The sequence below is a fragment of the Cupriavidus sp. 22TCCZM04-2 genome (assembly GCF_057798895.1).
Genome location: NZ_JBYOJS010000003.1, coordinates 232,804 through 257,700, shown reverse-complemented (window position 1 = coordinate 257,700; position 24,897 = coordinate 232,804). Strand labels below are relative to the sequence as shown.

Sequence of the window (24,897 nt, the reverse complement as noted above, 5' to 3'; positions counted from 1 at the left end):
TGACAAGCGCCGCGACAGCTACAACCGATTGACAGACAGATTATTGTGACCGATACGACCACCCCCGACACCCTGCAGAAGTTCCTGTTCGACGCGGCCCCCGTGCGCGGCGAACTGGTCCGCATGGAAGCCACCTGGCGCGAAGTGCTGAGCCGCCACGCCTATCCCGCGCCCGTGCGCCGCGTGCTGGGCGAGATGATGGCTGCCGCCGCGCTGCTGTCGGCCAACCTCAAGTTCAACGGCGCGCTCGTCATGCAGCTGCATGGCGATGGCCCGGTGCGCATGCTGGTGGTGGAGTGCCTGTCCGACCTGTCGATGCGCGCCACGGCCAAGCTAGCCGAAGGCGCGCAGATCGCCGACGACGCCACGCTGACCGAGCTCGTCAATGCCCACGGCCACGGCCGCTTTGCCATCACGCTCGACCCGAAGGACAAGCTGCCGGGCCAGCAGCCGTATCAGGGCATCGTGCCGCTGGCGGACGCCCATGGCCCGCTGGCCAGCATGAGCGCCGTGCTCGAGCACTACATGCAGGCCTCCGAGCAGCTCGACACGCGCCTGTGGCTGGCCGCCGATGACCATGCCGCGGCCGGCATGCTGCTGCAGAAGCTGCCGTCGTACGGAGGCACGCAGGAAGTTGGCGAGACCGGCTCCGCCCTTGGCGAGCACGGCCGCGCACAAGATCTGGACACCTGGGACCGTGCCTGCCAGCTCGGCAACACTCTGAAGGCGGACGAGCTGCTGGCCGAAACGCCGGACACGCTGCTGCGCCGCCTGTTCTGGGAAGACCTGCAAGCGGCCGGGCTGCGCGTCTTCGAGCCGCTCACCCCGCACTTCCAGTGCTCGTGCTCGCGCGCCAAGGTGGCGGGCATGCTGCACTCGCTGGGCCAGGAAGAGATCGAAGGCATCGTCGCAGAGCGCGGCAATGTGGAAATCCACTGCGATTTCTGCGGCCAGCGCTACGAATTCGATGCGGTGGACTGCGCCCAACTGTTCACGCCATCGCACGTCGCCACCGGCGCCGGTGAGGGCGCGCATCACCATCATTGATTCGGAACCGGCCCGCCGGGCCGGACCTGCAGCGGGCATGTCGGCTGCGAACCACCCTGCAAGGCGCAAGTCCAACAGCTAAGCTGTTATCGAGGGCGCCGTCTCCACCGAGCCGGCGCAACGTTCCGACCCGCCAGTCCTCGCCGCCATGCCCGCCACCCGCATTTCCTGCTCCCTGCCTGTCCTGCCAGCGTTGCTGGCTGCCGCGCTGCTGGCGGGCGGCTGTGCCGCGCCGGTGCCGCGCGATATCAACGGCACGCCCGCGACTGCCCGCCTGGCCCCGGATGCGGCTTCCGGCGCCCCGCTCAGCGTCGAACAGATGCAGCAGCTAGACGCCCTGAACCAGCAGATCCTGCACGACCAGGAGGCGGCTATCGGCCGCCAGCAGGCCGCCGAGGCGGCCTACCGCGCGTACGCCTATCCGACGACAAGCTGGAATCTTTTCTATGGAGGCTGGGGCGGCGGCCACTGGGGCGGTGGCGTGGGCATCAGCTCGCCCGGCTACTGGGGCGGCTACCCGTACGGGTGGTAATACTCGCGGGGCACAGACACATGGCAAAACCGCCCGACGAGGCGGGCGGTCAACAGGCTGGCACTCAGTGGCGGCCTGTGGCGGCCGTCGAATTCGGCGGCGGCGGCAGTGGCGGCGTGGCGCTGACCTTTGGCGCCGGCGCAACGAACTGCACGAACACCTCGCCGTCCTTCACCATGCCCAGTTCATAGCGGGCACGCTCCTCGATGGCGCCGGTGCCGTCCTGCAGGTCCTTCACTTCCCCTTCCAGCTTGGCATTGCGCAGCTTCAGCGTCTGGTTCCGGGTGGCCTGCTCCTGCACCTGCCGGTTGAGTTCCCAGACCCGCAGCCAGCCACCCTTGCCGAGCCACAGCGGATACTGGATGGCCAGCAGGAGTACGAACAACAGCAAAGAAATCAGGCGCATGAGGCGTGGCGGACGGAAATTTCCGCACAATGATGTGCGAACTCGGGCCGGAAGGCAATGCCGGCCAGATTTCGATACAAATCCGGATACAACAACGGCGGCGGCACGGGTGAATCCGTGCCGCCGCCGTCAGGGGCGCTTCAGGCGCCCGCCGGGGTTCAGCGCAGGTTGTAGAACGCGCTCTTGCCCGGGTAGCTGGCGATATCGCCGAGATCTTCCTCGATGCGCAGCAGCTGGTTGTACTTCGAGATACGGTCCGAACGCGACAGCGAACCGGTCTTGATCTGGCCGGCGTTGGTGCCCACGGCGATGTCGGCGATGGTGCTGTCTTCGGTTTCGCCCGAACGGTGCGAGATCACGGCGGTGTAACCGGCGCGCTTGGCCATCTCGATGGCGGCGAAGGTCTCGGTCAGGGTGCCGATCTGGTTGATCTTGATGAGGATCGAGTTGCCGATGCCCTTCTCGATGCCTTCCTTCAGGATCTTGGTGTTGGTCACGAACAGGTCGTCACCGACCAGCTGGACGCTCTTGCCCAGCTTGTCGGTCAGCGTCTTCCAGCCGTCCCAGTCGCCTTCGGCCATGCCGTCCTCGATCGACACGATCGGGAACTTGTCGCACAGGTTGGCCAGGTAGTCGGCGAACTGCGTCGACGACAGCTTCAGGCCTTCGCCTTCCAGCACGTAGACGTCTTCGGCTTCGTGGTAGAACTCGCTGGCGGCGCAGTCCAGCGCCAGCAGCACGTCTTCGCCCATGCGGTAGCCGGCCTTCTCGACGGCCTGGACGATGGTGTTCAGGCACTCCTCGTTCGACGAGAAGTTCGGGGCGAAGCCGCCCTCGTCGCCCACGGCAGTGGACATGCCCTTGTCGGACAGGATCTTCTTCAGCGCGTGGAAAACCTCGGCGCCGCAGCGCAGGGCTTCACGGAAGCTGGTCGCCGACACCGGCATGATCATGAATTCCTGGATGTCCAGGCTGTTGTTGGCGTGCGCGCCGCCGTTGACGATGTTCATCATCGGCACCGGCATCTGCATGGCGCCCGAGCCGCCGAAATAGCGGTACAGCGGCAGGCCGGCTTCTTCCGCGGCGGCCTTGGCGACAGCCATCGACACGGCCAGCATGGCGTTGGCGCCCAGGCGACCCTTGTTCTCGGTGCCGTCCAGGTCGATCAGGGTGCGGTCCAGGAAGGCCTGCTCGGAAGCATCCAGTCCCATGATGGCTTCGGAGATCTCGGTGTTGATGTGCTCGACGGCCTTCAGCACGCCCTTGCCCAGGTAGCGGCCCTTGTCGCCGTCACGCAGTTCGATGGCTTCGCGCGAACCGGTCGATGCGCCCGACGGCACGGCCGCACGGCCCATCACGCCGGATTCCAGCAGCACGTCGCACTCGACGGTGGGGTTGCCACGCGAGTCGAGAACCTCGCGACCGATGATATCTACGATTGCACTCATGAATTCCTCTCTGACTGTTGATTCTTGCTCTGCGGATTACTGCAACCTGCTTGTGTCCTGCTCGTGCCAGGGCGATGCAACCCGCCCGGAAAAGGCAAAAAGGGCTTGCCGGCTCAGGCCACGCCCTCGACCACGATCATATTCATGCGCGCCGCGTGCTCGCGTGCCTTGCGGGCCGCGAGGTAGGCCTCTCCGTCATGGAAGGCCTTGGCGGCTTCGACGCTCGGGAATTTCAGCACGACGACGCGGGTCGGCGCCCATTCCCCTTCAAGGTTTTCAGCCTTGCCGCCGCGCACCACCACTTCCGCACCATGGATCTGCATGGCCTTGCTGGAGAGCACCTTGTATTCCTCGTACTGCTGGGGATCGGTTACGTCGACGTACGCGATGATATAGCCCGCGGCCATGCTGTATCTCCGGAAGTTTTGTATTGTCTTTCGATACGGCTTGTCACGGCCGGCCCAGCGGCGGTGACAAGCCGGGGCCTGCTCAGGCGCAGGCGGGCCAGCCGAAGTTGTCTTCCAGGAAGCCGGCGCGCTTGGTCAGCGCGTCGAGGTCCCTGAGCACGGCCAGCAGTTCCTTCATGCGCGACAGCGGCACCGCGTTCGGGCCATCGGACATGGCCTTGCTCGGGTCCGGGTGCGTCTCCATGAACAGCCCGGCGATACCCGTGGCCACGGCGGCACGCGACAGCACAGGCACGAACTCGCGCTGGCCGCCGGAACTCGTGCCCTGCCCGCCCGGCAACTGCACCGAATGGGTTGCGTCGAACACCACCGGGGCACCGGTCTCGCGCATGATCGCCAGCGAGCGCATGTCCGAGACCAGGTTGTTGTAGCCGAAGGACACGCCACGTTCGCAAGCCATGAAGACGTCGTCCGGCAAGCCGGCTTCGCGTGCGGCGTCGCGGGCCTTGTCGATCACGTTCTTCATGTCGTGCGGCGCCAGGAACTGGCCCTTCTTGATGTTCACCGGCTTGCCGCTCTGGGCGCAGGCGCGGATGAAATCAGTCTGCCGGCACAGGAAGGCCGGCGTCTGCAGCACGTCGACCACGGCCGCCACCGGCTTGATCTCGTCGATCTCGTGGATGTCGGTCAGCACCGGCACGCCGATCACGCGCTTCACGGTCGCCAGGATCTCCAGGCCCTTCTCCATCCCCAGGCCGCGGAACGACTTGCCCGATGAACGGTTGGCCTTGTCGAACGACGACTTGTAGATGAACGGGATGCCCAGCTCGCCGGTGATCGCCTTGAGCGCGCCGGCGGTATCCAGCGCCATCTGCTCGGACTCGATCACGCACGGGCCGGCGATCAGGAAGAATGGTTTGTCGAGGCCAACCTCGAATCCACAGAGTTTCATGACAGTCTCCTGCTCGGCGCCCGGCTTCAGGCGTCCTTGCGCTGCTGGCCTGCCAGCGCGGCTTCGACGTAGGCCTTGAACAGCGGATGGCCGTCACGCGGCGTGGAGGTGAATTCCGGGTGGAACTGCACGCCGACGAACCACGGGTGCATCGACTCCGGCAGTTCCATCATCTCGGGCAGGTTCTCGGTCGGGGTGCGCGCGGAGATCACCATGCCGGCGTTTTCGAGCGTCGGCACGTAGTGGTTGTTGACCTCGTAGCGGTGGCGGTGACGCTCGTTGACCTCGGCACCGTAGATCGACGCCGCCTTGGTTCCTTCGTTGACCGGCACGCGCTGCGCGCCCAGGCGCATGGTGCCGCCCAGGTCGGAATCCGCCGAACGCTGTTCGACCTTGCCTTCGCGGTCGACCCATTCGGTGATCAGTGCGACCACCGGGTGTTCGGTTTCCAGGTTGAACTCGGTCGAGTTGGCGTCGGCCATATTCGCCACGTGGCGCGCAAACTCGATCACGGCCAGCTGCATGCCCAGGCAGATGCCCAGGTACGGCACCTTGTTCTCGCGGGCGTACTGGATCGCGCGGATCTTGCCTTCCGTGCCGCGCTTGCCGAAACCGCCCGGCACCAGGATGGCGTCCAGCGGGGCCAGCACTTCCAGGTGGCCCGATTCCAGTTCCTCGGAATCGATGTATTCGATGTTCACGCGCGTGGCGGTGTGCATGCCGGCGTGGCGCAGTGCTTCGATCAGCGACTTGTACGACTCGGTCAGGTCGACGTACTTGCCGACCATGCCGATGGTGATCTCGTGCTGCGGGTTTTCCTGCGCGTTCACCAGCTTCTGCCACATCGACAGGTCGGCCGGCTTCGGATCCAGGCGCAGCTCTTCGCAGATCAGGCGGTCGAGGCCCTGCTCGTTGAGCATCTGCGGGATCTTGTAGATGCTGTCGGCATCCCACACCGAAATCACGGCGTCCTGCGGGATGTTGGCGAACAGCGAAATCTTGGCGCGCTCGTCGTCCGGGATCGGGCGGTCGGCACGGCACAGCAGCGCCGTCGGCGAGATGCCGATTTCGCGCAGCTTCTGCACCGAGTGCTGGGTCGGCTTGGTCTTGAGCTCGCCGGCGCTGGCGATAAACGGCACCAGCGTCAGGTGCACGAACGCGCAGCGGTTGCGGCCCATGCGCAGGCTCATCTGGCGCGCGGCTTCCAGGAACGGCAGCGATTCGATGTCACCCACGGTACCGCCGATCTCCACCAGCGCCACGTCGGCCTTGCCGTCGTGCGAGGCCGCGGCGCCGCGCTCGATGAAGGCCTGGATCTCGTTGGTGATATGCGGGATCACCTGCACGGTCTTGCCCAGGTATTCGCCGCGGCGCTCCTTGCGGATCACCGATTCGTAGATCTGGCCCGTGGTGAAGTTGTTCGACTTGCGCATCTTGGCCGAGACGAAGCGCTCGTAGTGGCCGAGATCGAGGTCGGTTTCCGCACCGTCTTCCGTGACAAACACCTCGCCATGCTGGAAGGGGCTCATCGTGCCGGGATCGACGTTGATGTAGGGATCTAGCTTGAGGAGGGTGACTTTGAGGCCGCGCGACTCGAGAATGGCCGCGAGCGAAGCAGCAGCGATGCCCTTGCCGAGAGAAGAGACGACGCCACCGGTGACGAAGACGAATTTGGTCATAAACCGAGCTTGCCGGGGAAATTGGGATTATACATGAGACCCCGTTCCCCGCAGGCCCGGAAATTGTGACACCAGCGGGCCGGCAGCGCCTCTGCGGCGCATGCGCCGCTTCCGGTTCAGCGGCCTTCGCGCCGCATCCCGGCGATCAGTTCGCGGATCAGTTGCGCCGTTTCCCGGGGCCGCTCCATCGGGTAAAGATGGCCCCCCTCGATGAAGCGCAGATTCTCGCCAACCAGTTTTCGGGTAGCGGAAAGCCCGCATTGCCGCACCTCGCGCGAACGCGTGCCGGCCACGAATCCGACCGGCACCGGCGCGCCGCCCGCCACCCTGCGGCCCAGGCTGGTCGGCAGCGTGCGGTAGATCCAGTATTCCACCTCGCGGTTGAAGCGCAGTTGCCGCTCGTCGTCCTTGCCGGTGGGCTCGGTCCCATGCACCGCATAGTCACGCAGCATGTCCTGGTCCCAGATCGCGAAATTGGGCTTGGCGCGGAAATGCTCCCACACCGCCTCCGTATCCGGCCAGTGCGTGCGCCGGTTCCTGGTCACCGCGGCCGGGCCCGGCTTCTCGTCCATGCCCAGCAATTGCGCCGTCCTCAACAGCGATGCGCGCCAGCCCGCGATGATCGGCGAATCGAGCATCACCACGCCACGCACCCATTCGGGGCGGCGCAGCGCGGCCATCAGCGACAGGAAGCCGCCCAGCGAATGCCCGACCAGCCACACCGGCTCGCGGTACTGGCGCTGCAGCGAATCGAGCAGCTCGTCGACCAGGTGCGGCCAGCCGCGCGTCACCGGGAACTCCGGACGGTGGCCGTAGCGCTCCACGGCGCGGAATTCGAAATCCCCTTCCAGCTCGGCGAACAGCTTCCGGTACGTCGGCACCGGAAAGCCGTTGGCATGGGAAAAATGAATGATCTCGCGCATCGTCTGCCCCGCTCAGTCCTGCGTGCGCGAACGTTCTCGCGTGGCGCGCACGGGTTGCCCCCAAAGGTCCGCCTCGCCCGTGCGCGCAAGCGGGAATTCGGCCTTGCGCTCGGCATCCCATTCGGGGTCGCTGATCTCGCCGAACACCTGGCGCAGGCGCTGTCCCCAGGTGTCGCGGATCATACGGAAATACGCGTTGCGCTCGTCGATGTTGACGAAGTGCGTAACCCGCAGCGTATCGGCTTCGTACACCAGCAAATCAAGCGGCAGGCCAACCGAGATATTCGATTTCAGCGTCGAATCCATCGAAATCAGCGCGCACTTGGCGGCCTCGCCAAGCGGCAGCGACGGGTGCACCACGCGGTCGATAATCGGCTTGCCGTACTTGGCTTCACCGATCTGGAAATAGCAGTTCTCGGGCATCGCCTCGACGAAATTGCCGGCCGCGTAGACATTGAACAGCCGCACGCGCTCGCCGCCGATCTGGCCGCCAAAGATCAGGCTGACGTTGAAATCGATGCCGGCATCGCGCAACGCATGGGCATCGCGCTTGTGCACCTGGCGCACGGCATCGCCGACGATGGACGCGGCCTCGAACATATCCCGCGCGGTCCACAGCGAGCGCTTCTCGTCGCGCGCCTCGGCCAGGCACTGGCGCACCGACTGGCTGATGGCCAGGTTGCCGGCAGTCAGCAGCACCATCACGCGGTCGCCGGGCTCTTCGAACACCGTCATCTTGCGCGCGGTGGATATCGCATCGACACCGGCATTAGTGCGCGAATCGGAAAGAAACACCAGGCCGGCGTCGAGCTGCATGGCAACACAATAAGTCATGGTCTTGTCGGGTTCTCACGGAACCGTGCGGGGTTGCAGCGGGAATTCTAGCGTCCGGCGCACACCCTGCGGGCCGGTCCCGGCGGATTGGAGACAGTGCTCGAATTTGGGGCGCACCGGCCGGCACGGCCTCGATGCGGCCTCGAATCGGTGCGGCGGGCCGCGCGCCCTTCAGTCCGTCAGCGGCGTGATGGCAATATTCACCTGCAGGGTCTCGCCGCCGCCGCCCTCGAGAATGCCACGGACCGGTGCCGCAGACTGGTAGTCACGTCCGACCGCAAGCCGCACGTGCCGGTGATCCGTCACACAACGGTGCGTCACATCGATGCTGCACCACAGGTCCTGCCCCGCATCCAGGCAGACATCCGCCCAGGCGTGGCTGGCCAGTTCCGTGGCCGCCGGATCGTAGAAGTATCCGCTCACATAGCGCGCGGGAATGTTGAACGCGCGGCACGCGGCCACCATCACCTGCGCCTGGTCCTGGCAAACCCCGCTGCCAAGATGGAACGCCTCGGCCGCCGAGGTGCCAACGTGCGTGGTATTGGCCGCATAACGCACGTGATCGGCGATGCCGCCGGCGAGCGCCAGCAGCGCCGGCACCTCGTGTCCGGATGCCAGGAACGGCGCGGCGAATGCCTGCATCTCGGGCGGGGCGGCGGTCAGCGGCGTGCCGCCGACGAAGTACAGCGGCGAGACCCGCGCCTCGCCCGCGGCGGGCCCGTCGCGGAAGGCATGATGCCCGTCACGCCCTCCTTCATCGTGCGCAGTTTTGACCTCTACTTCACCGATCGCCGTGATGGCGATGGTATCGGCCGGGCCCTTGACGGTGAAGTGATGGACGATATTGCCGAAGCCATCGCGCGCTTGGGAAAGGTTGCCAGGTGCCTGCAGTTCCCAGCCCTGCACGGCCTGCAGCGGCCCCGAACGCGGCGCGAGCCGCAATTCGTGCACGCTGCGCCGCACCGGTTCCGCGTAGTGATAGACGGTCTGGTGATGAATCTTGTATTTCACGGTGTTCGGAAGGCCGCCGCGACGACTGCTGCACATGGGTGCTCTCCGCGGCATCCATCCGTTACTTGGCACTAGGCACTAAGCCGCCAGCGGCACCAGGAAATCACGGCTGATGCCGTTGCCGAGGTCGCCGATGCGCTCCAGGAAGCTGGTCAGGAAAGCGTGCAGCCCGACAGCAAAAATGTCGTCGATGCGGGCATATTTCAGGTCGGCATGGAGTTTACCAGCCTGGCGCTCGGTCTCTCCCGATTGCTGGTTGCAGACCACTGCAAGGATGGCCACCACCTCATCCATGCTCGACACCAGCGAACGCGGCATGTCCGGGCGCAGGATCAGCAGCTCGGCCACGCGCTGCGGCGTGATCACCGCGCGGTAGACCTTGCGGTAGACCTCGAAGCCCGACACCGAGCGCAGCACCGCGGCCCAGTGGTAGAAATCGTTCTGCTCGCGGTTGGGATCGGTGTCGTCGGAGCCCGACGCCTGGAACTTCACGTCGAGGATCCGCGCGGTGTTGTCGGCGCGCTCCAGGAACGTGCCGAGCCGCATGAAGTGGAAGGCGTCGTCCTTCAGCATGGTGCCGAACTGCACCCCGCGCGCCAGGTGCGAGCGGAACTTGACCCACTCGAAGAAGCGCGACGGGTCTTCCTGCAACTCGCCGTCCGCGATGATGCGCTGCACATCGAGCCAGGTGGTGTTGACCGTTTCCCAGACCTCGGTCGTGAGCGAGCCGCGTACCGCGCGCGCGTTCTCGCGCGCCGCGCGCAGGCAGCTCATGATCGACGACGGATTGGTCATGTCGCGCACCATGAAGTCGATCACGTCGTCGCGCGTCAGCAGTCCGTACTTGTGGTCGAAAGCACGGGTCAGCTCCGAGATGTCGAGCATGGCCCACCAGCCCTGCTCCGCCACTTCCGCGGATTGCGGCAGCAGCGAGGTCTGGTAGTTGACGTCCAGCATGCGCGCGGTGTTCTCCGCGCGTTCGGTATAGCGGGCCATCCAGAAGAGATGGTCGGCGGTGCGGCTCAGCATGGGATTCTCCTCGCAATGCGGTCGTGGCGGCCTGGCGTCGTTGTGGCGGAGGGCTCAGCGCTCCAGCACCCAGGTGTCCTTGGTGCCCCCGCCCTGCGAGGAATTCACCACCAGCGATCCTTCGCGCAGTGCGACGCGCGTGAGCCCGCCCGGCACCATGCGCACCTCGCGCCCCGACAGCACGAACGGACGCAGGTCGATATGGCGCGGCGCGATACCCGCCTCGACATAGGTCGGGCACGTCGACAACGCCAGCGTCGGCTGGGCGATGTACTGCTCGGGCCGCGACTTCACCACCTCGCGGAAGGTATCGATCTCCGCGCGCGTGGCCGCAGGTCCCACCAGCATGCCGTAGCCGCCGGCGCCATGGGTTTCCTTGACCACCAGCTCCGCCATGTTGTCGAGCACGTACTGCAGATCGTCCGGGCGCCGGCACATATAGGTCGGCACATTGTTGAGGATGGCCTCCTCGCCAAGGTAGAAGCGGATCATGTCGGGTACGTACGGGTAGATTGATTTGTCGTCCGCCACACCGGTGCCGATGGCATTGCAGATGGTCACGTTGCCCGCGCGGTAGACCGACAGCAGCCCCGCCGCGCCGAGCGAGGAATCGTGCCGGAACACCAGCGGATCGAGGAAATCGTCATCCACGCGGCGGTAGATCACGTCGATGCGCTGCGGCCCCTGCGTGGTGCGCATGTAGAGATGGTCGTCCTCGACGAAGAGGTCGCTGCCTTCCACCAGTTCGACGCCCATCTGCTGCGCCAGGAAAGCGTGTTCGAAGTAAGCCGAGTTGTACATGCCCGGTGTCAGCACCACCACGGTGGGGTCAGCGATGGCCTGCGGCGAAACCCCGCGCAGCATGTCGAGCAGCAGGTCGGGATAGTGGGCCACCGGCGCGACGCGGTTGCGGGCGAACAGGTCCGGGAACAAGCGCATCATCATCTTGCGGTTTTCGAGCATGTACGACACGCCCGACGGTACGCGCAGGTTGTCCTCCAGCACGTAGAACTCGCCCTCGCCGGCCCGCACGACGTCGATGCCGGCCACATGCGCGTAGACGTCGTGCGGCACGTCCAGGCCCAGCATCTCGGGGCGGTACTGCGCGTTGTTGTAGATCTGGTCCGGCGGGATCACGCCGGCGCGAATGATGTCCTGCCCGTGATAAATGTCGTGGATGAAGCGGTTCAGCGCCGCCACACGCTGGCGCAGGCCCTTGTCCAGGATGGCCCATTCGCTGGCCGGGAAGATGCGCGGGATCACGTCGAACGGAATGGTCCGCTCGGTGCCGCTGTTGGATTCATCCTTGTCGCCGTAGACCGCGAAGGTAATGCCCACGCGCCGGAAGATCAGGTCCGCCTCGGCGCGCTTGTTGGCCATGGTGTTCTCGGACTGTCGCGCCAGCCAGTCCGAGAATTGCCTGTAGTGCGGCCGTACCAGGCCACCCGGCAGGGCCTGCCCCGCCTGGATGACGGTATTCCGCTCGTCATCCCGCCAATCCAGCATCTCGTCAAAAAAGCGCGCCGCCATGATGGCCCTTCCCTCCGTGAAATCGGGGGGCGTCCTGGTCGCCTGGCCTGCCGGTCTCCCACCGGAATCGCCGCCCCTTGTTTTTTGGCTCTACAGACTGTCGAGTGACTGGCCCTTTCAGCATACTTGTGCCAGCGAAAGCCGCAAGTCCCCGCGATGGCGCGGCACGGAAACGGGTGAAGCAAGATGCCTGCCAGGGGTACTGCAGACGCGCGCGCAGAAGTGGGTCAGCGCGCGGCGGTGGCGCGGTGGCGTTCGCCGTCGTCGAGGATGGCCTGCACCAGCGCCTGCGGCGTTTGCCGGATATCGAGCACAAGCGCGCCCTGGGGTTCTTCCAGCGTATCGAGTTGGCTCTGCAGCAGTGCCGGGTTGAAGAAGTGGTCCGTGCGCGCGGACAGGCGCGAGCCGATCACCGACGCGTCGCCTTTCATGTAGACGAAGGTCACGCCGCCGTCCGGCGGCGTCAGCCGGTCGCGATACACCTGGCGCAGCGCGGAGCAGGTGAACACGTGGGTCCGGCCCTCGGCCCGCGCGGCATCGATGGCCGCGCGCATGGCCGCCAGCCATGGCCAGCGGTCCTCGTCGGTAAGCGGAATGCCCGCGTGCATCTTGGCCTTGTTGGCGGCGCTGTGGAATTCGTCCGCGTCATGGAACGCGCAGCCCAGGCGTTGCGCCAGCATTTCGCCAACCGTGGATTTGCCGCTGCCGGAAACGCCCATCAGGATATAGATCATGTCTGCTCCATCGATCATGGTGTCGGATGGTTTGCCCCACCCTTGTCGGTAGCCTGGCGCCGGCAGGCGGCGCACAGGTGCCCGGCTGGCGGCTGGCACCGGCCGGGAGGAATCGAGTCAATCGGATGAAACGGGCCTTGGCCCGGCTATTGTGCGACGGAATGCGCTGCCGTGGCAGTTCCGGGCGCCGCGGCCGCCGGCATGGCGTCGGCCTCGGAGAGGTCGAGTGCGCTGCCGCCCTCTTCCGCCATGCGCGCGTGACGCCGGAACAGGCCGAACAGGCCGCGGCCCATGCTGAACCGGGCGAAATCATCGGCCGGCGCCGGCACGACGGGGCGCGCCGCGAACTCGGCCGGATCACCGAGCCAGGCAAGCGTGCCGGCAACGGCGTCCATGCGCACCAGGTCGCCATCGCGCACGCGCGCCAGCGGTCCGCCGGCCAGCGCCTCGGGGCCCATGTGGATCACCGCGGGGACCTTGCCGGAGGCGCCGGACATGCGGCCATCCGTCACCAGCGCCACGCGGTGCCCCGCATCCTGCAGCGCACCAAGCACGGGCGTCAGGCGATGCAGTTCCGGCATGCCGTTGGCATTGGGTCCCTGGAAACGCACCACCGCCACCAAGTCGCGGTTCAACTCGCCCGCTTCAAAGGCCGCTTGCAGGGCCTCCTGCGAATCGAACACGCGCGCCGGCGCCTCGACCACGCGGTGTTCGGGCGCCACGGCGGATACCTTGATCACGCCGCGGCCCAGGTTGCCCTGCATCAGGCGCAGGCCACCCTCGTCGGAGAACGGCTCGGCCGCCGTGGCGAGCACCTGTGCGTCGCCGCTGGTACTGGCGCCATCGCGCCACTGCAGGACGCCGTCGACCAGCACGGGCTCCTGCGTGTAGCGTGCCAGGCCAGGGCCGGCCACAGTCTGCACGTCCTCGTGCACCAGTCCGGCCTCCAGCAACTGGCGAATCACGTAGCCCACGCCGCCCGCGGCGTGGAAGTGGTTCACGTCCGCCGAGCCGTTCGGATAGACGCGCGCCAGCAGCGGCGTGATGCGGGACAGGCGGTCAAAGTCATCCCAGTCGATCAGCACACCCGCCGCGCGCGCCATGGCCACGAGATGGATGGTGTGGTTGGTGGAACCGCCGGTGGCCAGCAGGCCGACCATGGCGTTGACGATGGCGCGCTCGTCGACGATGCGCGCCATCGGCAGATACGCGCTGCCCCGCGCCGACAGCGCCAGCGCGCGCTGCGCCGCCGCCGCGGTCAGCGCGTCCCGCAGGCCGCTGTCCGGGTGGACGAAGGCTGCGCCGGGCAGGTGCAGGCCCATGATTTCCATCAGGAACTGGTTGCTGTTGGCGGTGCCGTAGAAGGTGCAGGTGCCGGCGCTGTGATAGGCCTCGCACTCGGCTTCGAGCAGCGCTTCGCGGCCGACCTGGCCGGTGGCGTAGAGCTGGCGCACGCGAGCCTTCTCCTTGTTCGGCAGGCCGCTTGCCATCGGCCCGGCCGGCACGAATACGACCGGCAGGTGGCCGAACTGCAGCGCCCCCATCACCAGGCCCGGGACGATCTTGTCGCAAACGCCCAGCATCACGGCGGCGTCGAACGTGTTGTGCGACAGCGCCACCGCCGTGCTCATGGCAATGGCATCGCGCGAAAACAGCGACAGCTCCATGCCGGGGTTGCCCTGCGTGATGCCGTCGCACATCGCCGGCACGCCGCCGGCCACCTGCGCCACGGCGCCAGCCGCGCGTGCCGCTTCACGGATCACGCCGGGATAGCGCTCGTATGGCTGGTGCGCCGACAGCATGTCGTTGTATGCCGTCACGATGCCCAGGTTGGCCGCATGTTCGACGCGCAGCTTGAGCTTGTCGTGCGCCGGCAGCGCGGCAAAGCCGTGGGCCAGGTTGGCGCACGACATGCCGCGCAGTGGACCCAGTTCCGCCTGCGCACGCTCGCAGCGCGCAAGGTAGGCCTGCCGGCTGGTGCGGCTGCGCTCGGCGATGCGCCGGGTCACGGCAAGGATTTCGGCATGGACGGCGTGGGGCATGGGTGGACGTTCCTGTGGGCCTGTAGATTTTCTACATTATAGCGATACAAAAATCACGCAAGCAGCCTCCTTGAGATCACAAACATCATGAAATCCATGGAATACGGGAAATCCCTAGCGCAATTTCATGGCAACCCCTCGGCTCCGCAAAGCCACAGCACTGTAGAATATCTACATTCAGATCCTGCCAGCCACGCTCCGCCACCGCCATGCGCGACCGAATCCTTGCCGTCTACGACACGCTCCGTCCGTCCGAACGCCGCCTGGCCGACTATGTCGCCCGCCACGGCGCCAGCGTGATCCGGCTTTCCATGCCGGAGCTGGCCGAGCGCGCCGGCGTGTCGCAACCCACCATCGCGCGCTTTTGCGCGGCGCTGGGCTATGACGGATTCCGTGAATTCAAGCTGCAGTTCGCGCAAAACGTGGGCGGGGGCACGCCTTTCGTCCATCAGGACGTGAAGCCGGACGACGGCCCCGCCGACATTGCCGGCAAAGTATTCGACCGCACCATTGCCACGCTCATGAGCGTTCGCAATGCGCTGTCGGCGGACCAGGTCGAGCACGGCATCCGCCTGCTTGCCACCGCGCGCCGCATCGAGTTCTATGGCTGCGGCAACTCGGGCATCGTCGCGCTCGACATCCAGCACAAGTTCTTCCGCCTGGGCATGCCCACCACGGCTTACTCCGATCCGCACGTATTCAGCATGTCAGCCGCGCTGCTCGGGCCGGGCGATGTGGCCGTGCTGGTCTCGAACAGTGGCCGCACGTGGGACATGCTGACTGCCGCCACGCTGGCCCGTTCCAGCGGCGCAAGCGTGCTGGCCCTGACGCATAGCGGCTCGCCGCTGGCCAAGCTGGCCGACGTCTGCGTGTTTTCCGACGTGGAAGAGGACAGCGAGGTCTATACGCCCATGACGTCGCGCATTTGCCACCTCGTGCTCGGTGACGTGCTTGCGGCCGGCGTGGCACTGGAACGCGCCGATACTGTCGCGGCCGGACTGCAGCGTGCCAAGGCCCATCTGCGTGAGCGCCGCATCGGCGGCGCGGGACCCGCCCGCGCGCCGCAGGAAGCGGATGCGCCATCGCCACCGGCCAGCCGCAAGACAGCCGCGCGGTCCCGCTCTCGCACCGCCCACTGACATACCCCGGCTATCGCGGCGCCTCCGGGGCGTCGCGCCAGTAGCGACGCTCCACCTGGCGGAACGCGGCCAGCGTATAGCCTTCGCCATGCGTGTCCATGGTGACCGCGCCGGTTTCGTCCGTGCGGTAGCGCTGGATGCCCGCATCGCCATAACGCGCCCACACCTCGCCACGTGGATGCTGATAGCGATTGCGATAGCCAAGCTGGAACACCGCCGCATCGGGCCTGACCGCCGCCAGCCACGCCGGACCCGACGATGTGCCGCTGCCGTGGTGCGGCACTACCAGGACATCGGCACGCAGCAACTCCGCGGGCAGCCGCTCGGCTAGCTCGCGTTCTTCTGCGCGTCCGATATCACCGGTCAGCAACAGGCTGCTGCGGCCATTGCCCACCCTCAGCACGCAGCTGCGCGCATTGCCGCCGATCGCCGCATCGCGCGACTGCTCGACGGCCGGATGCAACACCGTGAACTGCACGCCATCCCATTCCCAGCGCTGGCCCGCGTGGCACGGCGTCCATTCGGCCTCGCCAAGCAGCACGTGTCCCGCCGGGGCAGACGTTGATCTCGCATCGACCGTCACCGCTTCCATGATGTGCCGCGCGCCGCCTGCATGATCGATATCCTCGTGGCTGACCATCAGATAGTCGAGCTTGCGTACTCCAGCCGCGCGCAGGTAGGGCCGGATCACGTGCGTCCCCGCACTGGCGCCCGAGGCATAGGCTGGCCCGGCGTCATACAACAAGGCATGCGCGCGCGTGCGCACCAGTACGGCGGTGCCCTGCCCCACGTCCAGCATCACCGCGCGGAATTCTCCTGGCGCAATGTCATCGCCGGGTGCAAGCACCATGGGCAAGCTCAACAGCAGCCCATGCAGCCTCATGCGCAAACCAAACGCCGCCGGCGCCAGCAGCGCGAAGGTGCCCACAACGGCCAACGCTGTCTCCAGCACGCCGGCCTGCGCCGTTTCCCAGACCGCCCATTCGGGCGAGGCCAGCCACCGCAGCACCACCGCCAGCCATGCCAGCGCCTGATGCGCGATCGCCAGCAGTGGCCCGGCCAGGATCGGCGGCATCACCGCGCCCAGCAGCGCCAGCGGCGTGACCAGCATGCTGACCACCGGAATGGCGACGGCATTGGCCAGCGGGGAAATGACGGAAAACTGCCGGAACAGCAGCAGCGTGAGCGGCACCAGCCCCAGCGTGACGGCCCATTGCGTGCGTGCGGCGCCGGCCAGCGCGGCACGCACGCGTGGCCAGAAGCCGCTCACCGGCGTTTCGCGACGTGCCGCCGCCAGGAAGATCACGCCGACCGCGCCGAATGACAGCCAGAAGCCCGGCTGCAGCACCGCCCACGGGTCCAGCCACAGCGCGACGAACGCGGCCCACGCCAGCACCACCGACGCCGGCGGCGTACGCGCGCCCCAGGCGGCAAGCGCGGCAATCGACAGCATGGCCACGGTGCGCAGTGCGGGGATCTGCAGACCGGCAATCAGCCCGTAGCCCAATCCCGCCAGCACCGCCGCCACGAGCCCCGCCTGCCGCGCCGGGCACCGCAACGGCAGCGGCCTGCGCAAGCGGCGGCCCAGGCCAAAGGAATGGCGCCACGCCCAGTGAATCAGCCCCGCGGCCATGCCGGCGATCATGGTGATATGCAATCCGGAAATGCTGATCAGGTGACCAGTGCCGGTGCGGTTGAACAGCAGCCAGTCGTCGCTGTCGATACCGCGCTGGTCGCCGACGACCAGCGCCACCAGGACCGGCGCGAAGCGCGCGTCCGGCGGCAGTGCGGCACGGATGCGGTCGCGCAGCGACGCACGTTGCGCCTCGATGCGCCACGCCAGCCGCTCATGGGCCGCGTCCTGCGGACCCTTGCGCACGGTGCGCACGTATCCCGTCGCGCCATAGCCTTGCGCGAGCAGCCAGTACGCGTAGTCGAAACCGTACGGATTGGCCAGCCCGCGCGGACGGCGCAACCGCACCGTGAACAGATAGCGCTGGCCCGGGCGTAGTTCAGGGGGCGCCTCGCGCCAGTTCAGGATGACGCGGTCCGGCATGCGTTCGCCGCGTGCCGCAGCTTCGATCGTGAAGGCAAAGCGTGCGCCTGGCGCAAGTTTGGCAGGCAAACCGGACACCACGCCTGACACCTCGATGTCGCGCGCCTCGCGCTCCGTCGCGAGCCAGTCGTCCATGCGCCATTGCGCGCGCCACGCGGACCAGCAAAAGCCTACGGCGAACCCCAGCAGCACCGCTGCCCCGCGCGCCAGCCAGCTAGCGGAGCGGCGCGGGAGCCGGGCTACGGCCATCACGCTCAGGGCAGCCAGCAAAATCGCCGCCACGGCCAGCATGCCGGCCGCCGGCAAGGCGCCTTGCCGCTGCAAGGCCCAGCAGCCGGCCACGAAACCCAGCAGGATCAGGCGCACGAAGCTTTCCCGGCAAGTCAGAAGGTCTTCGTTGTACCGCCGCGTTGCCGGGAAAAGCTTGTCCGCGAGTCAGGAGTTGTTGTCGGCCGCGTTGTCGGCCAAACTGCCGCCCGCGGGCGCCATCGCGTCGGCAAACGCCGCCAGGCGCGGCAGCGCCGCCACCGAGTTGCGCCACATGGCCTGCGCCAGTGCAGTGGCTTCAAGTCCGCGCAATTCGCCCAGCACGCGGGCGACGCCAGCCACTTCGGCCGGCGTGTTGCGGGCCTTGTGCTGCTCGCCGAACTGGTCATCGGACAGCCATGCGGGCGCGATGTCCGGCGCATCGGTTTCCAGCACCAGCGCGTCGAGCGGCAACTCGGCGGCCAGCCGGCGGATCTGCCGCGCGCGGCTGAAGGTCACGTTGCCGCCAAAGCCGAGCCGGAGTCCCTGGTCGATAAAGCGGCGTGCCTGCTCGTGGCTGCCGTTGAAGGCATGGGCAATGCCCTGCCGCACGCCCAGCTTGCGCAGCTGCGCGCAGACCTGGTCCTGCGACTTGCGCACGTGCAGCAGCACCGGCAGGTCGAACTCGCGCGCAATCCTTAATTGCTCGATGTACAGCCAGGTCTGGTGTGCGGCATCGAGGCCGGCGACAAAGAAGTCGAGGCCGATCTCGCCGATGCCGACGAAACGCGGATCGTCGATCGACGCCGCGACCTCCCGGCGCAAGGCATCCACGTCTGCCTGCGCGGTACCCGTCGAACACAGCGGATGGATTCCCAGCGCATAGACACAGCGTGAATCGTCCCGCGCCAGCGCTCGCACCGCATCGAAGTTCGACACCGCCACGGCGGGCACGACAATGCCTTTCACGCCTGCTGCCGCAGCCGCGTCGGCCACCGCGCCGCGATCACGGTCGAATTCGCGGGCGTCGAGATGGCAATGGGTGTCGATCCACATGGCTGCCGGAGGTATCAGCGCTCCTGGTGCAGGTGCCCGTCGCGCAGGCGCAGCACGCGGTCGCAGCGGCTGGCAAGGTCCAGGTCGTGCGTGACGATCACGAAGCTCGTGCCCAGCGTGCGCGACAGTTCCAGCATCAGGTCGTACACGCCGCCCGCGGTGTGGTCGTCCAGGTTGCCGGTCGGCTCGTCGGCCAGCACGCAGGCGGGTTGCCCGACCAGCGCGCGCGCAATCGCCACGCGCTGGCGTTCGCCGCCGGAAAGCTCGCCGGGGCGGTGCTTCGCACGGCCGCCCAGGCCAACGCGATCGAGCATATTCTGCGCCGCGCCGCGCGCCGCGGACTGGTCCAGGCCACGGATGCGCATCGGCATGCCCACGTTGTCCAGCGCGGTGAATTCCGGCAGCAAGTGGTGGAACTGGTAGACGAATCCGAGCGACCGGTTACGCACGACATTGCGTTCGCGCTCGCGCAGCGCCGTGAAGGGCTTTCCGTGCAGCGCCACGCGGCCCGCGTCGGGGTTGTCCAATCCGCCCAGCACATGCAACAGCGTGCTCTTGCCCGAGCCCGAGGCGCCGACAATGGCCACCTTCTCGCCGGCGTCCACGCGCACGTCCACGCCCTTGAGGACTTCGACGTCGAGTCCGCCCTGCTGGAAACGCTTGAACAGGCCTTCGCCCATCAGCACCGGCGTGCCCGTGCGCGCCTGCGCGGTCACGGGGGAGGAATGCGATTGCAGCATGGCTTCATTCATAGCGCAGCGCCTCCGCCGGATTGACGCGGGCGGCGCGCCAGCTTGGGTAGAGCGTGGCCAGCGTGGCCAGCACGAAGGAAATGATGCCGATGGTGGCGATATCGTTCACACGTGGGTCCGAAGGCAGTTCGCTGATGAAATAGATGTCGCGCGGCAGGAACTGCACGTGCAGCAGCCGCTCGATGAAAGGCACGATCACGTCGATATTGGTGGCGATCAGCGTCCCGCCGGCCACGCCCAGCAAGGTGCCGATAAAGCCGATGGCCACACCCTGCACGATGAAGATCTTCATGATCGATCCCGGCTGCGCGCCCATGGTGCGCAGGATGGCGATGTCGGCCTGCTTGTCGGTCACCGTCATCACCAGCGTCGAGACCAGGTTGAACGCGGCCACGGCGATGATCAATGTCAGGATGATGAACATCATGCGCTTCTCGGTCTGCACCGCGGCGAACCAGTTGCGGTTCTGCTTGGACCAGTCGCGCAAGTAGAGCTCGCCAGACAGCGTGCCGGCCAGTTCATTTGCCACCTGCGGGGCCCGCTGCATGTCCACCAGCTTCAGGCGCACACCGGTCGGGCCGCTCATGCGGAACAGGGTCTCGGCGTCGCGGATGTTCACCAGCGCCAGCGCGCTGTCGAATTCGAAATGGCCCGACGAGAACACGCCCACCACGGTGAACTGCTTCAGCCGGGGCAACACGCCGGCCGGCGTGATGGTGCCCTGCGGGGCCAGCAGCGTGATCTTGTCGCCGACCTGCACGCCCATCGCATTGGCCAGCTCATTGCCCAGCGCGATGCCGAACTCGCCTGGCTGCAGGCTTTCCATATGGCCAGCCTTGAACTGCTTGCCGATGTCGGAAACCTTCGGCTCCTCGGCCGGGTCCACGCCGCGCAGCAGCACGCCACGCACGGCGTCTTCGCGCGTCAGCATGGCCTGGGCCGCCACATAGGGGGCGGCGCCGATGACTTCCTTGTTCTGCATGGCCTCGGCCGCGGTGCGCTGCCAGTCAGGCAGCGCCGACGGGCCGATCACCTCGATATGCGACAGCACCGACAGCATGCGGTCGCGCACTTCCTTCTGGAAGCCGTTCATGACCGACAGCACCACGATCAGCGCGGCGACACCGAGTGCGATGCCCAGCATCGAGATCATCGAGATGAACGATATGAACGTATTGCGGCTGGCGCGCTTGCTTGCGCGGGTATATCGCCAGCCAATCTGCCACTCGTAGGGAAATTTCAAGAGGGTTCCTGTTGTTTCGGAAAGGCGCCTGTGCCCGGAGACGGCGCGTAGCCGGGAGCCCCGCACCACACTCGAGGCTGGCGCCGGCCAGCCGGAAGTTTACAATCTCGCCACCATGATGAGCCACCTGACCCTGATTGTGCCCTTTTCCGTCCCGCCCGGCGCCGGCGACGACGCCACGGACGATGTCGTGCCCGGCGCGCTGCTGCGGCAGTTGGAGTTGCCCGCGCTCGGAAAGTTGCTGACCCGGGCCACGCCCGGCCAGCGCGAGCGGCACGACGACCCGTGGCTGCGCAGCCTGCCGCACGAGCGCTGGCTGGCCGGCAAGGCCGGACTGGACACGGCCAGGGTGCCGATGGCGCCCTATATGCGGCTGGCCGACAGCGGCGGTGCCGCCCCGGCGGATCGCGAGGCCTGGACCTGCCTGGAACTGGTGCATATCCATGCCGCCCGCGACCATCTCGTGCTGGTCCACCCCGATCAGCTGCGCGTGCGTGATGCGGAAGCCGCGTCGCTGTACGCCGCCATCGAGCCTCTGCTGCGCGAAGCCGGCATCACACTGGAGGCGCGCTGCGCGGCACGCTGGTACTTGCCCGAAGCCGTGTTCGGCCCGCTGGACGCTACCACGCCGCTGCGCGCGACCGGCCGCAATATCGACATCTGGCTGCAGGACGGCGCACGCGCGCGCGACTGGCGGCGGCTGCAGAACGAAATCCAGATGACCTGGTTTGACCATCCCGTCAACCGGGCACGGGAGGCCGCCGGCGAACTGTCCATCAATTCCGTCTGGCTGTATGGCGGCGGCACGATGCAGCCGGTGCCCAGGCTGGCCGACACCATCCTGGCCAACGACCCCTTCCTGGCCGGCCTCGGGCTCGCCGGCGGCAGCCGCATCGCGGCTGTCCCTGCCGGATTTGCCGGCGTGCAGGCCGACGGCGCAGTCATGGCGATGCTGGACAGCGCCACGGAGGCGCATATCGCCGAAGACTGGGGCCTGTGGATCGAATGCATGCACGCGCTCGACGCCGACTGGTTCGCCCCCACCTTGCAGGCGCTTGGCGAAGGCAGCATCGAGGCCATCACGCTGGTGCTCGGCGGCGAGAACCACTTCGCCGAATTCAACGTGCGCCGCGCCGACCTGCGCAAATTCTGGCGCGGCATGGGCCAGCGCGGTGACTGGCGCGCACTGCTGTCCGACCTCGCCTTCACCGCCTGACCCCCGAACAAAGAAAAAGCAGACCGCCCATGACCCGGATTGCCATCCGCCCTTACTCCACCGAGCACGCCAGCACCCTGGCGGCCGCCGGCCTGCACCCGACCCTCGCGCGCATCCTGTCCGCGCGCGGCGTGGCGCGGCCGTCCGAGCTCTCGACTGAACTGCCGGAACTGGTCCCGCCCACGGCGATGAAGGGCATCGGCCATGCCGCCGAGTACCTGGCCGACGCCATCGCGGCAGGCAAGCGCCTGCTGATCGTGGCCGACTATGACTGCGATGGCGCGACCGCCTGCGCGGTTGGCGTGCGCGGCCTGCGCATGCTTGGCGCGCGCGTGGAATTCATCGTGCCCAACCGCTTCGAGTACGGCTACGGGCTGACGCCGGAGATCGTGGCACTGGCCGCGAAGCAACAGCCGGACGTGATCGTGACGGTCGATAACGGCATTGCCAGCGTCGACGGCGTGGCCGCCGCCAACGCGCTCGGCATCGATGTGGTGGTGACCGATCACCATCTCCCGGGCGCGGAGCTCCCCGACGCGGCGGTCATCGTCAACCCGAACCAGCCGGGCTGTGAGTTCCCCAGCAAGAACCTGGCCGGCGTGGGCGTGATGTTCTACGTGCTGCTGGCCCTGCGTGCCGAACTGCGCAAGCGCGGCGTCTACACGCAGCAAACCCAGCCGCCGCTGCAAACGCTGCTGGACCTGGTGGCGCTGGGCACGGTGGCCGACGTGGTCAAGCTCGACGCCAACAATCGTATCCTGGTGGCGCAGGGCCTGAAGCGCATGCGTGCCGGCCGCATGCAGCCGGGCGTGGCGGCGCTGTTCCGTGCCGCGGGCCGGGAAGCCGCGCGGGCCAATACGTTCGACCTTGGCTTTGGCGTCGGTCCGCGGCTGAATGCCGCTGGGCGCCTGGCCGACATGTCGCTCGGCATCGAATGCCTGCTGACCGACGATGCCAACCGCGCCTGGGAAATCGCCCAGGAGCTGGACAGCATGAACCGCGAGCGGCGCGACATCGAAGCCGGCATGCAGCAGGAAGCCTTGCAGATCCTGGAGCGGCCGCTGGCCGGCCTCGATCCTGCGGCACGCTTTACCGTCAGCGTGTTCAACGACACCTGGCACCAGGGCGTGATTGGCATCGTCGCTTCGCGGCTGAAGGACAGGTTCCATCGTCCGACCATTACCTTCGCGCCGGGCGACGAAGCCACAGTCAAGGGCTCGGGCCGCTCGATCCCCGGCTTCCACCTGCGCGACGCGCTCGACCTGGTCTCCAAGCGCTGCCCGGGCCTGATGGTCAAGTTCGGCGGCCACGCCATGGCGGCCGGCCTGACCGTGCGCGCCGAGCGCTTTGCCGAGTTCCAGGACGCCTTCGAGGCGGTCGGCCGCGAATGGCTGACCGACGACCAGCTCGCGCGCGTGATCGAAACCGACGGCGATATCGAGGAACAGTGCTTCAGCCCCGAGTTCGTCACGCTGCTGGAACAGCAGGTCTGGGGCCAGGGCTTTCCGGCCCCGAGCTTCTGCGGCGAATTCGACGTGCTGCGCCAGAGCGTGCTCAAGGGCAAGCACCTCAAGCTGCAGCTAGGGCGCGGCCGGCAGCGCTTCGACGCGATCTGGTTCAACCACGCCGATGAACTCGGCGCCAGCGCGCAGGTCGCCTACCGGCTCGACAACAACACCTTCAACGGCGTCACGCGCGTCCAGCTCGTGATCGAGCATGCGCAGTAACCCGCGCCGCGGCTAGCCGCGTGCCGGCAGGTAGTTGGCCGGATCGACCGGCTTGCCGTTGCCGCGCACCTCGAAGTGCAGTTCGCTGCCGCTGCCGCCCATGCTGCCGACGTCCTGGCCGGCGCTGACGCGCGCGCCTTCGCTGACCAGCGGCTTGTCGAGATTGCCGTACACGGTCAGCCAGTCGTCGTTGTGCTTGACGATCACCAGCATGCCGTAGCCGCGCAGATTGCCCACGTGGATGGCCCAGCCCGATGCAGCAGCCTTCACGGTGCCGCCGGGCGGCACCGCGATGCTCAGTCCCTTGCTGGCGGGCGGCGAGAAGCGTGACGTGACCTTGCCGTCGGACGGCCATTGCAGCCGGATGGCGCTGGCAGGCACCTTCGATTGGCCGCCGCTGTCCGCGCGCGGCGTATCCGTCACAGTTTGCGGTGGCGTGCCGCCCGAAGAAGAAGCGGTCGTGCCGGATCCCGGCGGCTTGACGCGGATCAGCTGGCCGACTTCGATGCGGTCGGCGCTGGGCAGGTTGTTCCAGCGCACCAGGTCGCGCACATTGCGGCGCTGCTTGCGGGCGATGGAGTACAGCGTGTCGCCGCTCTCCACGCGGTAAAAGCCCTCGGGCGCGGGTTCCGAGGACATCGTGCCGCAACCGGCGGCCAGCGCGGCGCACGCCGCGGCGATCATCCATCCGAGCATCCGGCGGCGGCCGGCGGTTTCGTGTGTTGTTGGCGTCATTCGTCCCTGTTGAGTTGGTCTTCGGGGGGCGGCTGGCGAAGCCTGGAGCGGCTCTATTATCGCCGCCCGCGCCGCATGGCCCGCCGGGTAGACCCTCGGCAGGTGCTTCCGTTCATGGCGCAAAGGGGTGCCAGCGCCGCTCGCGGCACCGGA

22 protein-coding genes are annotated in these 24,897 nt (G+C 67.2%); 5 read left to right on the top strand and 17 right to left on the bottom strand.

Going from position 1 to position 24,897, the window contains the following annotated elements; genetic code table 11:
• Positions 1-45 precede the first annotated feature (45 nt).
• Together hslO and AC3FKG_RS07065 are read left to right on the top strand one after the other, a co-directional pair.
• Positions 46-1,047 carry an Hsp33 family molecular chaperone HslO gene (hslO, locus tag AC3FKG_RS07070; protein WP_483711040.1) on the top strand — a complete coding sequence of 334 codons (1,002 nt, stop codon included), beginning with the start codon at positions 46-48 and terminating at the stop codon, positions 1,045-1,047.
• A 148-nt stretch (positions 1,048-1,195) separates the two neighbouring features.
• Positions 1,196-1,579: a hypothetical protein gene (locus tag AC3FKG_RS07065; protein ID WP_483711039.1), complete on the top strand. Its 384-nt coding sequence runs from the start codon at positions 1,196-1,198 to the stop codon at positions 1,577-1,579.
• 64 nt (positions 1,580-1,643) lie between these two features.
• Here AC3FKG_RS07065 and ftsB read toward each other — a convergent pair whose 3' ends face one another.
• From ftsB to edd, 12 genes are all read right to left on the bottom strand, one after another.
• Positions 1,644-1,985, bottom strand: a complete 342-nt coding sequence (ftsB, locus tag AC3FKG_RS07060; RefSeq protein ID WP_483711038.1) for a cell division protein FtsB — start codon at positions 1,983-1,985, stop codon at positions 1,644-1,646.
• A gap of 158 nt (positions 1,986-2,143) precedes the next feature.
• Complete coding sequence (eno, locus tag AC3FKG_RS07055) at positions 2,144-3,433, bottom strand: phosphopyruvate hydratase (RefSeq protein ID WP_483711037.1); 1,290 nt, start codon at positions 3,431-3,433, stop codon at positions 2,144-2,146.
• Positions 3,434-3,546: 113 nt separating this feature from the next.
• Positions 3,547-3,840 carry a DUF1330 domain-containing protein gene (locus AC3FKG_RS07050; protein WP_483711036.1) on the bottom strand — a complete coding sequence of 98 codons (294 nt, stop codon included), beginning with the start codon at positions 3,838-3,840 and terminating at the stop codon, positions 3,547-3,549.
• Between the two features lie 82 nt (positions 3,841-3,922).
• Positions 3,923-4,792 carry a 3-deoxy-8-phosphooctulonate synthase gene (kdsA, locus tag AC3FKG_RS07045; protein ID WP_488742740.1) on the bottom strand — a complete coding sequence of 290 codons (870 nt, stop codon included), beginning with the start codon at positions 4,790-4,792 and terminating at the stop codon, positions 3,923-3,925.
• A gap of 26 nt (positions 4,793-4,818) precedes the next feature.
• Complete coding sequence (gene pyrG, locus AC3FKG_RS07040; protein WP_483711034.1) at positions 4,819-6,471, bottom strand: CTP synthase; 1,653 nt, start codon at positions 6,469-6,471, stop codon at positions 4,819-4,821.
• 116 nt (positions 6,472-6,587) lie between these two features.
• Entirely contained in the window at positions 6,588-7,394 is an 807-nt protein-coding gene (locus AC3FKG_RS07035) for an alpha/beta fold hydrolase (protein ID WP_483711033.1), read from the bottom strand.
• Between the two features lie 12 nt (positions 7,395-7,406).
• The gene (locus tag AC3FKG_RS07030; RefSeq protein ID WP_483711032.1) at positions 7,407-8,228 is read right to left on the bottom strand and encodes a proteasome-type protease; all 822 of its coding nucleotides are present in this window, start codon (positions 8,226-8,228) and stop codon (positions 7,407-7,409) included.
• A 171-nt stretch (positions 8,229-8,399) separates the two neighbouring features.
• Positions 8,400-9,239: a transglutaminase family protein gene (locus AC3FKG_RS07025; RefSeq protein ID WP_483711470.1), complete on the bottom strand. Its 840-nt coding sequence runs from the start codon at positions 9,237-9,239 to the stop codon at positions 8,400-8,402.
• A gap of 78 nt (positions 9,240-9,317) precedes the next feature.
• The gene (locus AC3FKG_RS07020) at positions 9,318-10,268 is read right to left on the bottom strand and encodes an alpha-E domain-containing protein (protein WP_483711031.1); all 951 of its coding nucleotides are present in this window, start codon (positions 10,266-10,268) and stop codon (positions 9,318-9,320) included.
• A gap of 54 nt (positions 10,269-10,322) precedes the next feature.
• Positions 10,323-11,798, bottom strand: a complete 1,476-nt coding sequence (locus AC3FKG_RS07015) for a circularly permuted type 2 ATP-grasp protein (RefSeq protein ID WP_483711030.1) — start codon at positions 11,796-11,798, stop codon at positions 10,323-10,325.
• A gap of 227 nt (positions 11,799-12,025) precedes the next feature.
• Positions 12,026-12,532 (bottom strand): gluconokinase, encoded by a 507-nt coding sequence (locus AC3FKG_RS07010; protein ID WP_483711029.1) that lies wholly within the window; start codon positions 12,530-12,532, stop codon positions 12,026-12,028.
• Between the two features lie 146 nt (positions 12,533-12,678).
• Positions 12,679-14,574, bottom strand: a complete 1,896-nt coding sequence (gene edd / locus AC3FKG_RS07005; RefSeq protein WP_488742739.1) for a phosphogluconate dehydratase — start codon at positions 14,572-14,574, stop codon at positions 12,679-12,681.
• Positions 14,575-14,783: 209 nt separating this feature from the next.
• Here edd and AC3FKG_RS07000 point away from each other — a divergent pair, with 209 nt between their 5' ends.
• Entirely contained in the window at positions 14,784-15,713 is a 930-nt protein-coding gene (locus AC3FKG_RS07000; RefSeq protein WP_483711027.1) for a MurR/RpiR family transcriptional regulator, read from the top strand.
• A 10-nt stretch (positions 15,714-15,723) separates the two neighbouring features.
• Here AC3FKG_RS07000 and AC3FKG_RS06995 read toward each other — a convergent pair whose 3' ends face one another.
• The 4 genes from AC3FKG_RS06995 to AC3FKG_RS06980 all read right to left on the bottom strand — a co-directional run bounded on the left by AC3FKG_RS06995 (position 15,724) and on the right by AC3FKG_RS06980 (position 21,066).
• A complete protein-coding gene (locus tag AC3FKG_RS06995) occupies positions 15,724-18,135 on the bottom strand; it encodes a DNA internalization-related competence protein ComEC/Rec2 (protein ID WP_488742738.1) in 2,412 nt (803 codons plus the stop codon).
• Between the two features lie 69 nt (positions 18,136-18,204).
• Positions 18,205-19,071, bottom strand: coding sequence for a TatD family hydrolase (locus tag AC3FKG_RS06990; RefSeq protein ID WP_483711025.1), 867 nt, complete (start codon positions 19,069-19,071; stop codon positions 18,205-18,207).
• Between the two features lie 14 nt (positions 19,072-19,085).
• Positions 19,086-19,823: an ABC transporter ATP-binding protein gene (locus AC3FKG_RS06985; protein ID WP_483711024.1), complete on the bottom strand. Its 738-nt coding sequence runs from the start codon at positions 19,821-19,823 to the stop codon at positions 19,086-19,088.
• A complete protein-coding gene (locus tag AC3FKG_RS06980) occupies positions 19,816-21,066 on the bottom strand; it encodes a lipoprotein-releasing ABC transporter permease subunit (RefSeq protein WP_483731780.1) in 1,251 nt (416 codons plus the stop codon). Before AC3FKG_RS06980 ends, AC3FKG_RS06985 begins: the two co-directional genes overlap by 8 nt.
• A 115-nt stretch (positions 21,067-21,181) precedes the next feature.
• Here AC3FKG_RS06980 and AC3FKG_RS06975 point away from each other — a divergent pair, with 115 nt between their 5' ends.
• Complete coding sequence (locus AC3FKG_RS06975; RefSeq protein ID WP_488742737.1) at positions 21,182-22,282, top strand: hypothetical protein; 1,101 nt, start codon at positions 21,182-21,184, stop codon at positions 22,280-22,282.
• 29 nt (positions 22,283-22,311) lie between these two features.
• The gene (recJ, locus tag AC3FKG_RS06970) at positions 22,312-24,009 is read left to right on the top strand and encodes a single-stranded-DNA-specific exonuclease RecJ (protein ID WP_483711021.1); all 1,698 of its coding nucleotides are present in this window, start codon (positions 22,312-22,314) and stop codon (positions 24,007-24,009) included.
• Between the two features lie 12 nt (positions 24,010-24,021).
• On the opposite strand, the gene AC3FKG_RS06965 is transcribed toward recJ, so the two are convergent.
• A complete protein-coding gene (locus AC3FKG_RS06965) occupies positions 24,022-24,744 on the bottom strand; it encodes a peptidoglycan DD-metalloendopeptidase family protein (RefSeq protein WP_488742736.1) in 723 nt (240 codons plus the stop codon).
• Between the last annotated feature and the right edge of the window lie 153 nt (positions 24,745-24,897).

Coding starts and splice junctions, on each gene's coding strand:
- AC3FKG_RS06965 (WP_488742736.1), bottom strand. CDS start 24,744: ATGACGCCAACAACACACGAAACCGCCGGCCGCCGCCGGATGCTCGGA.
- eno (WP_483711037.1), bottom strand. CDS start 3,433: ATGAGTGCAATCGTAGATATCATCGGTCGCGAGGTTCTCGACTCGCGT.
- pyrG (WP_483711034.1), bottom strand. CDS start 6,471: ATGACCAAATTCGTCTTCGTCACCGGTGGCGTCGTCTCTTCTCTCGGC.
- AC3FKG_RS06975 (WP_488742737.1), top strand. CDS start 21,182: ATGATGAGCCACCTGACCCTGATTGTGCCCTTTTCCGTCCCGCCCGGC.
- ftsB (WP_483711038.1), bottom strand. CDS start 1,985: ATGCGCCTGATTTCTTTGCTGTTGTTCGTACTCCTGCTGGCCATCCAG.
- AC3FKG_RS07050 (WP_483711036.1), bottom strand. CDS start 3,840: ATGGCCGCGGGCTATATCATCGCGTACGTCGACGTAACCGATCCCCAG.
- AC3FKG_RS07065 (WP_483711039.1), top strand. CDS start 1,196: ATGCCCGCCACCCGCATTTCCTGCTCCCTGCCTGTCCTGCCAGCGTTG.
- AC3FKG_RS07015 (WP_483711030.1), bottom strand. CDS start 11,798: ATGGCGGCGCGCTTTTTTGACGAGATGCTGGATTGGCGGGATGACGAG.
- kdsA (WP_488742740.1), bottom strand. CDS start 4,792: ATGAAACTCTGTGGATTCGAGGTTGGCCTCGACAAACCATTCTTCCTG.
- AC3FKG_RS06990 (WP_483711025.1), bottom strand. CDS start 19,071: ATGTGGATCGACACCCATTGCCATCTCGACGCCCGCGAATTCGACCGT.
- AC3FKG_RS06985 (WP_483711024.1), bottom strand. CDS start 19,823: ATGAATGAAGCCATGCTGCAATCGCATTCCTCCCCCGTGACCGCGCAG.
- AC3FKG_RS07020 (WP_483711031.1), bottom strand. CDS start 10,268: ATGCTGAGCCGCACCGCCGACCATCTCTTCTGGATGGCCCGCTATACC.
- AC3FKG_RS07035 (WP_483711033.1), bottom strand. CDS start 7,394: ATGCGCGAGATCATTCATTTTTCCCATGCCAACGGCTTTCCGGTGCCG.
- edd (WP_488742739.1), bottom strand. CDS start 14,574: ATGCCCCACGCCGTCCATGCCGAAATCCTTGCCGTGACCCGGCGCATC.
- AC3FKG_RS07010 (WP_483711029.1), bottom strand. CDS start 12,532: ATGATCTATATCCTGATGGGCGTTTCCGGCAGCGGCAAATCCACGGTT.
- AC3FKG_RS07030 (WP_483711032.1), bottom strand. CDS start 8,228: ATGACTTATTGTGTTGCCATGCAGCTCGACGCCGGCCTGGTGTTTCTT.
- AC3FKG_RS07000 (WP_483711027.1), top strand. CDS start 14,784: ATGCGCGACCGAATCCTTGCCGTCTACGACACGCTCCGTCCGTCCGAA.
- recJ (WP_483711021.1), top strand. CDS start 22,312: ATGACCCGGATTGCCATCCGCCCTTACTCCACCGAGCACGCCAGCACC.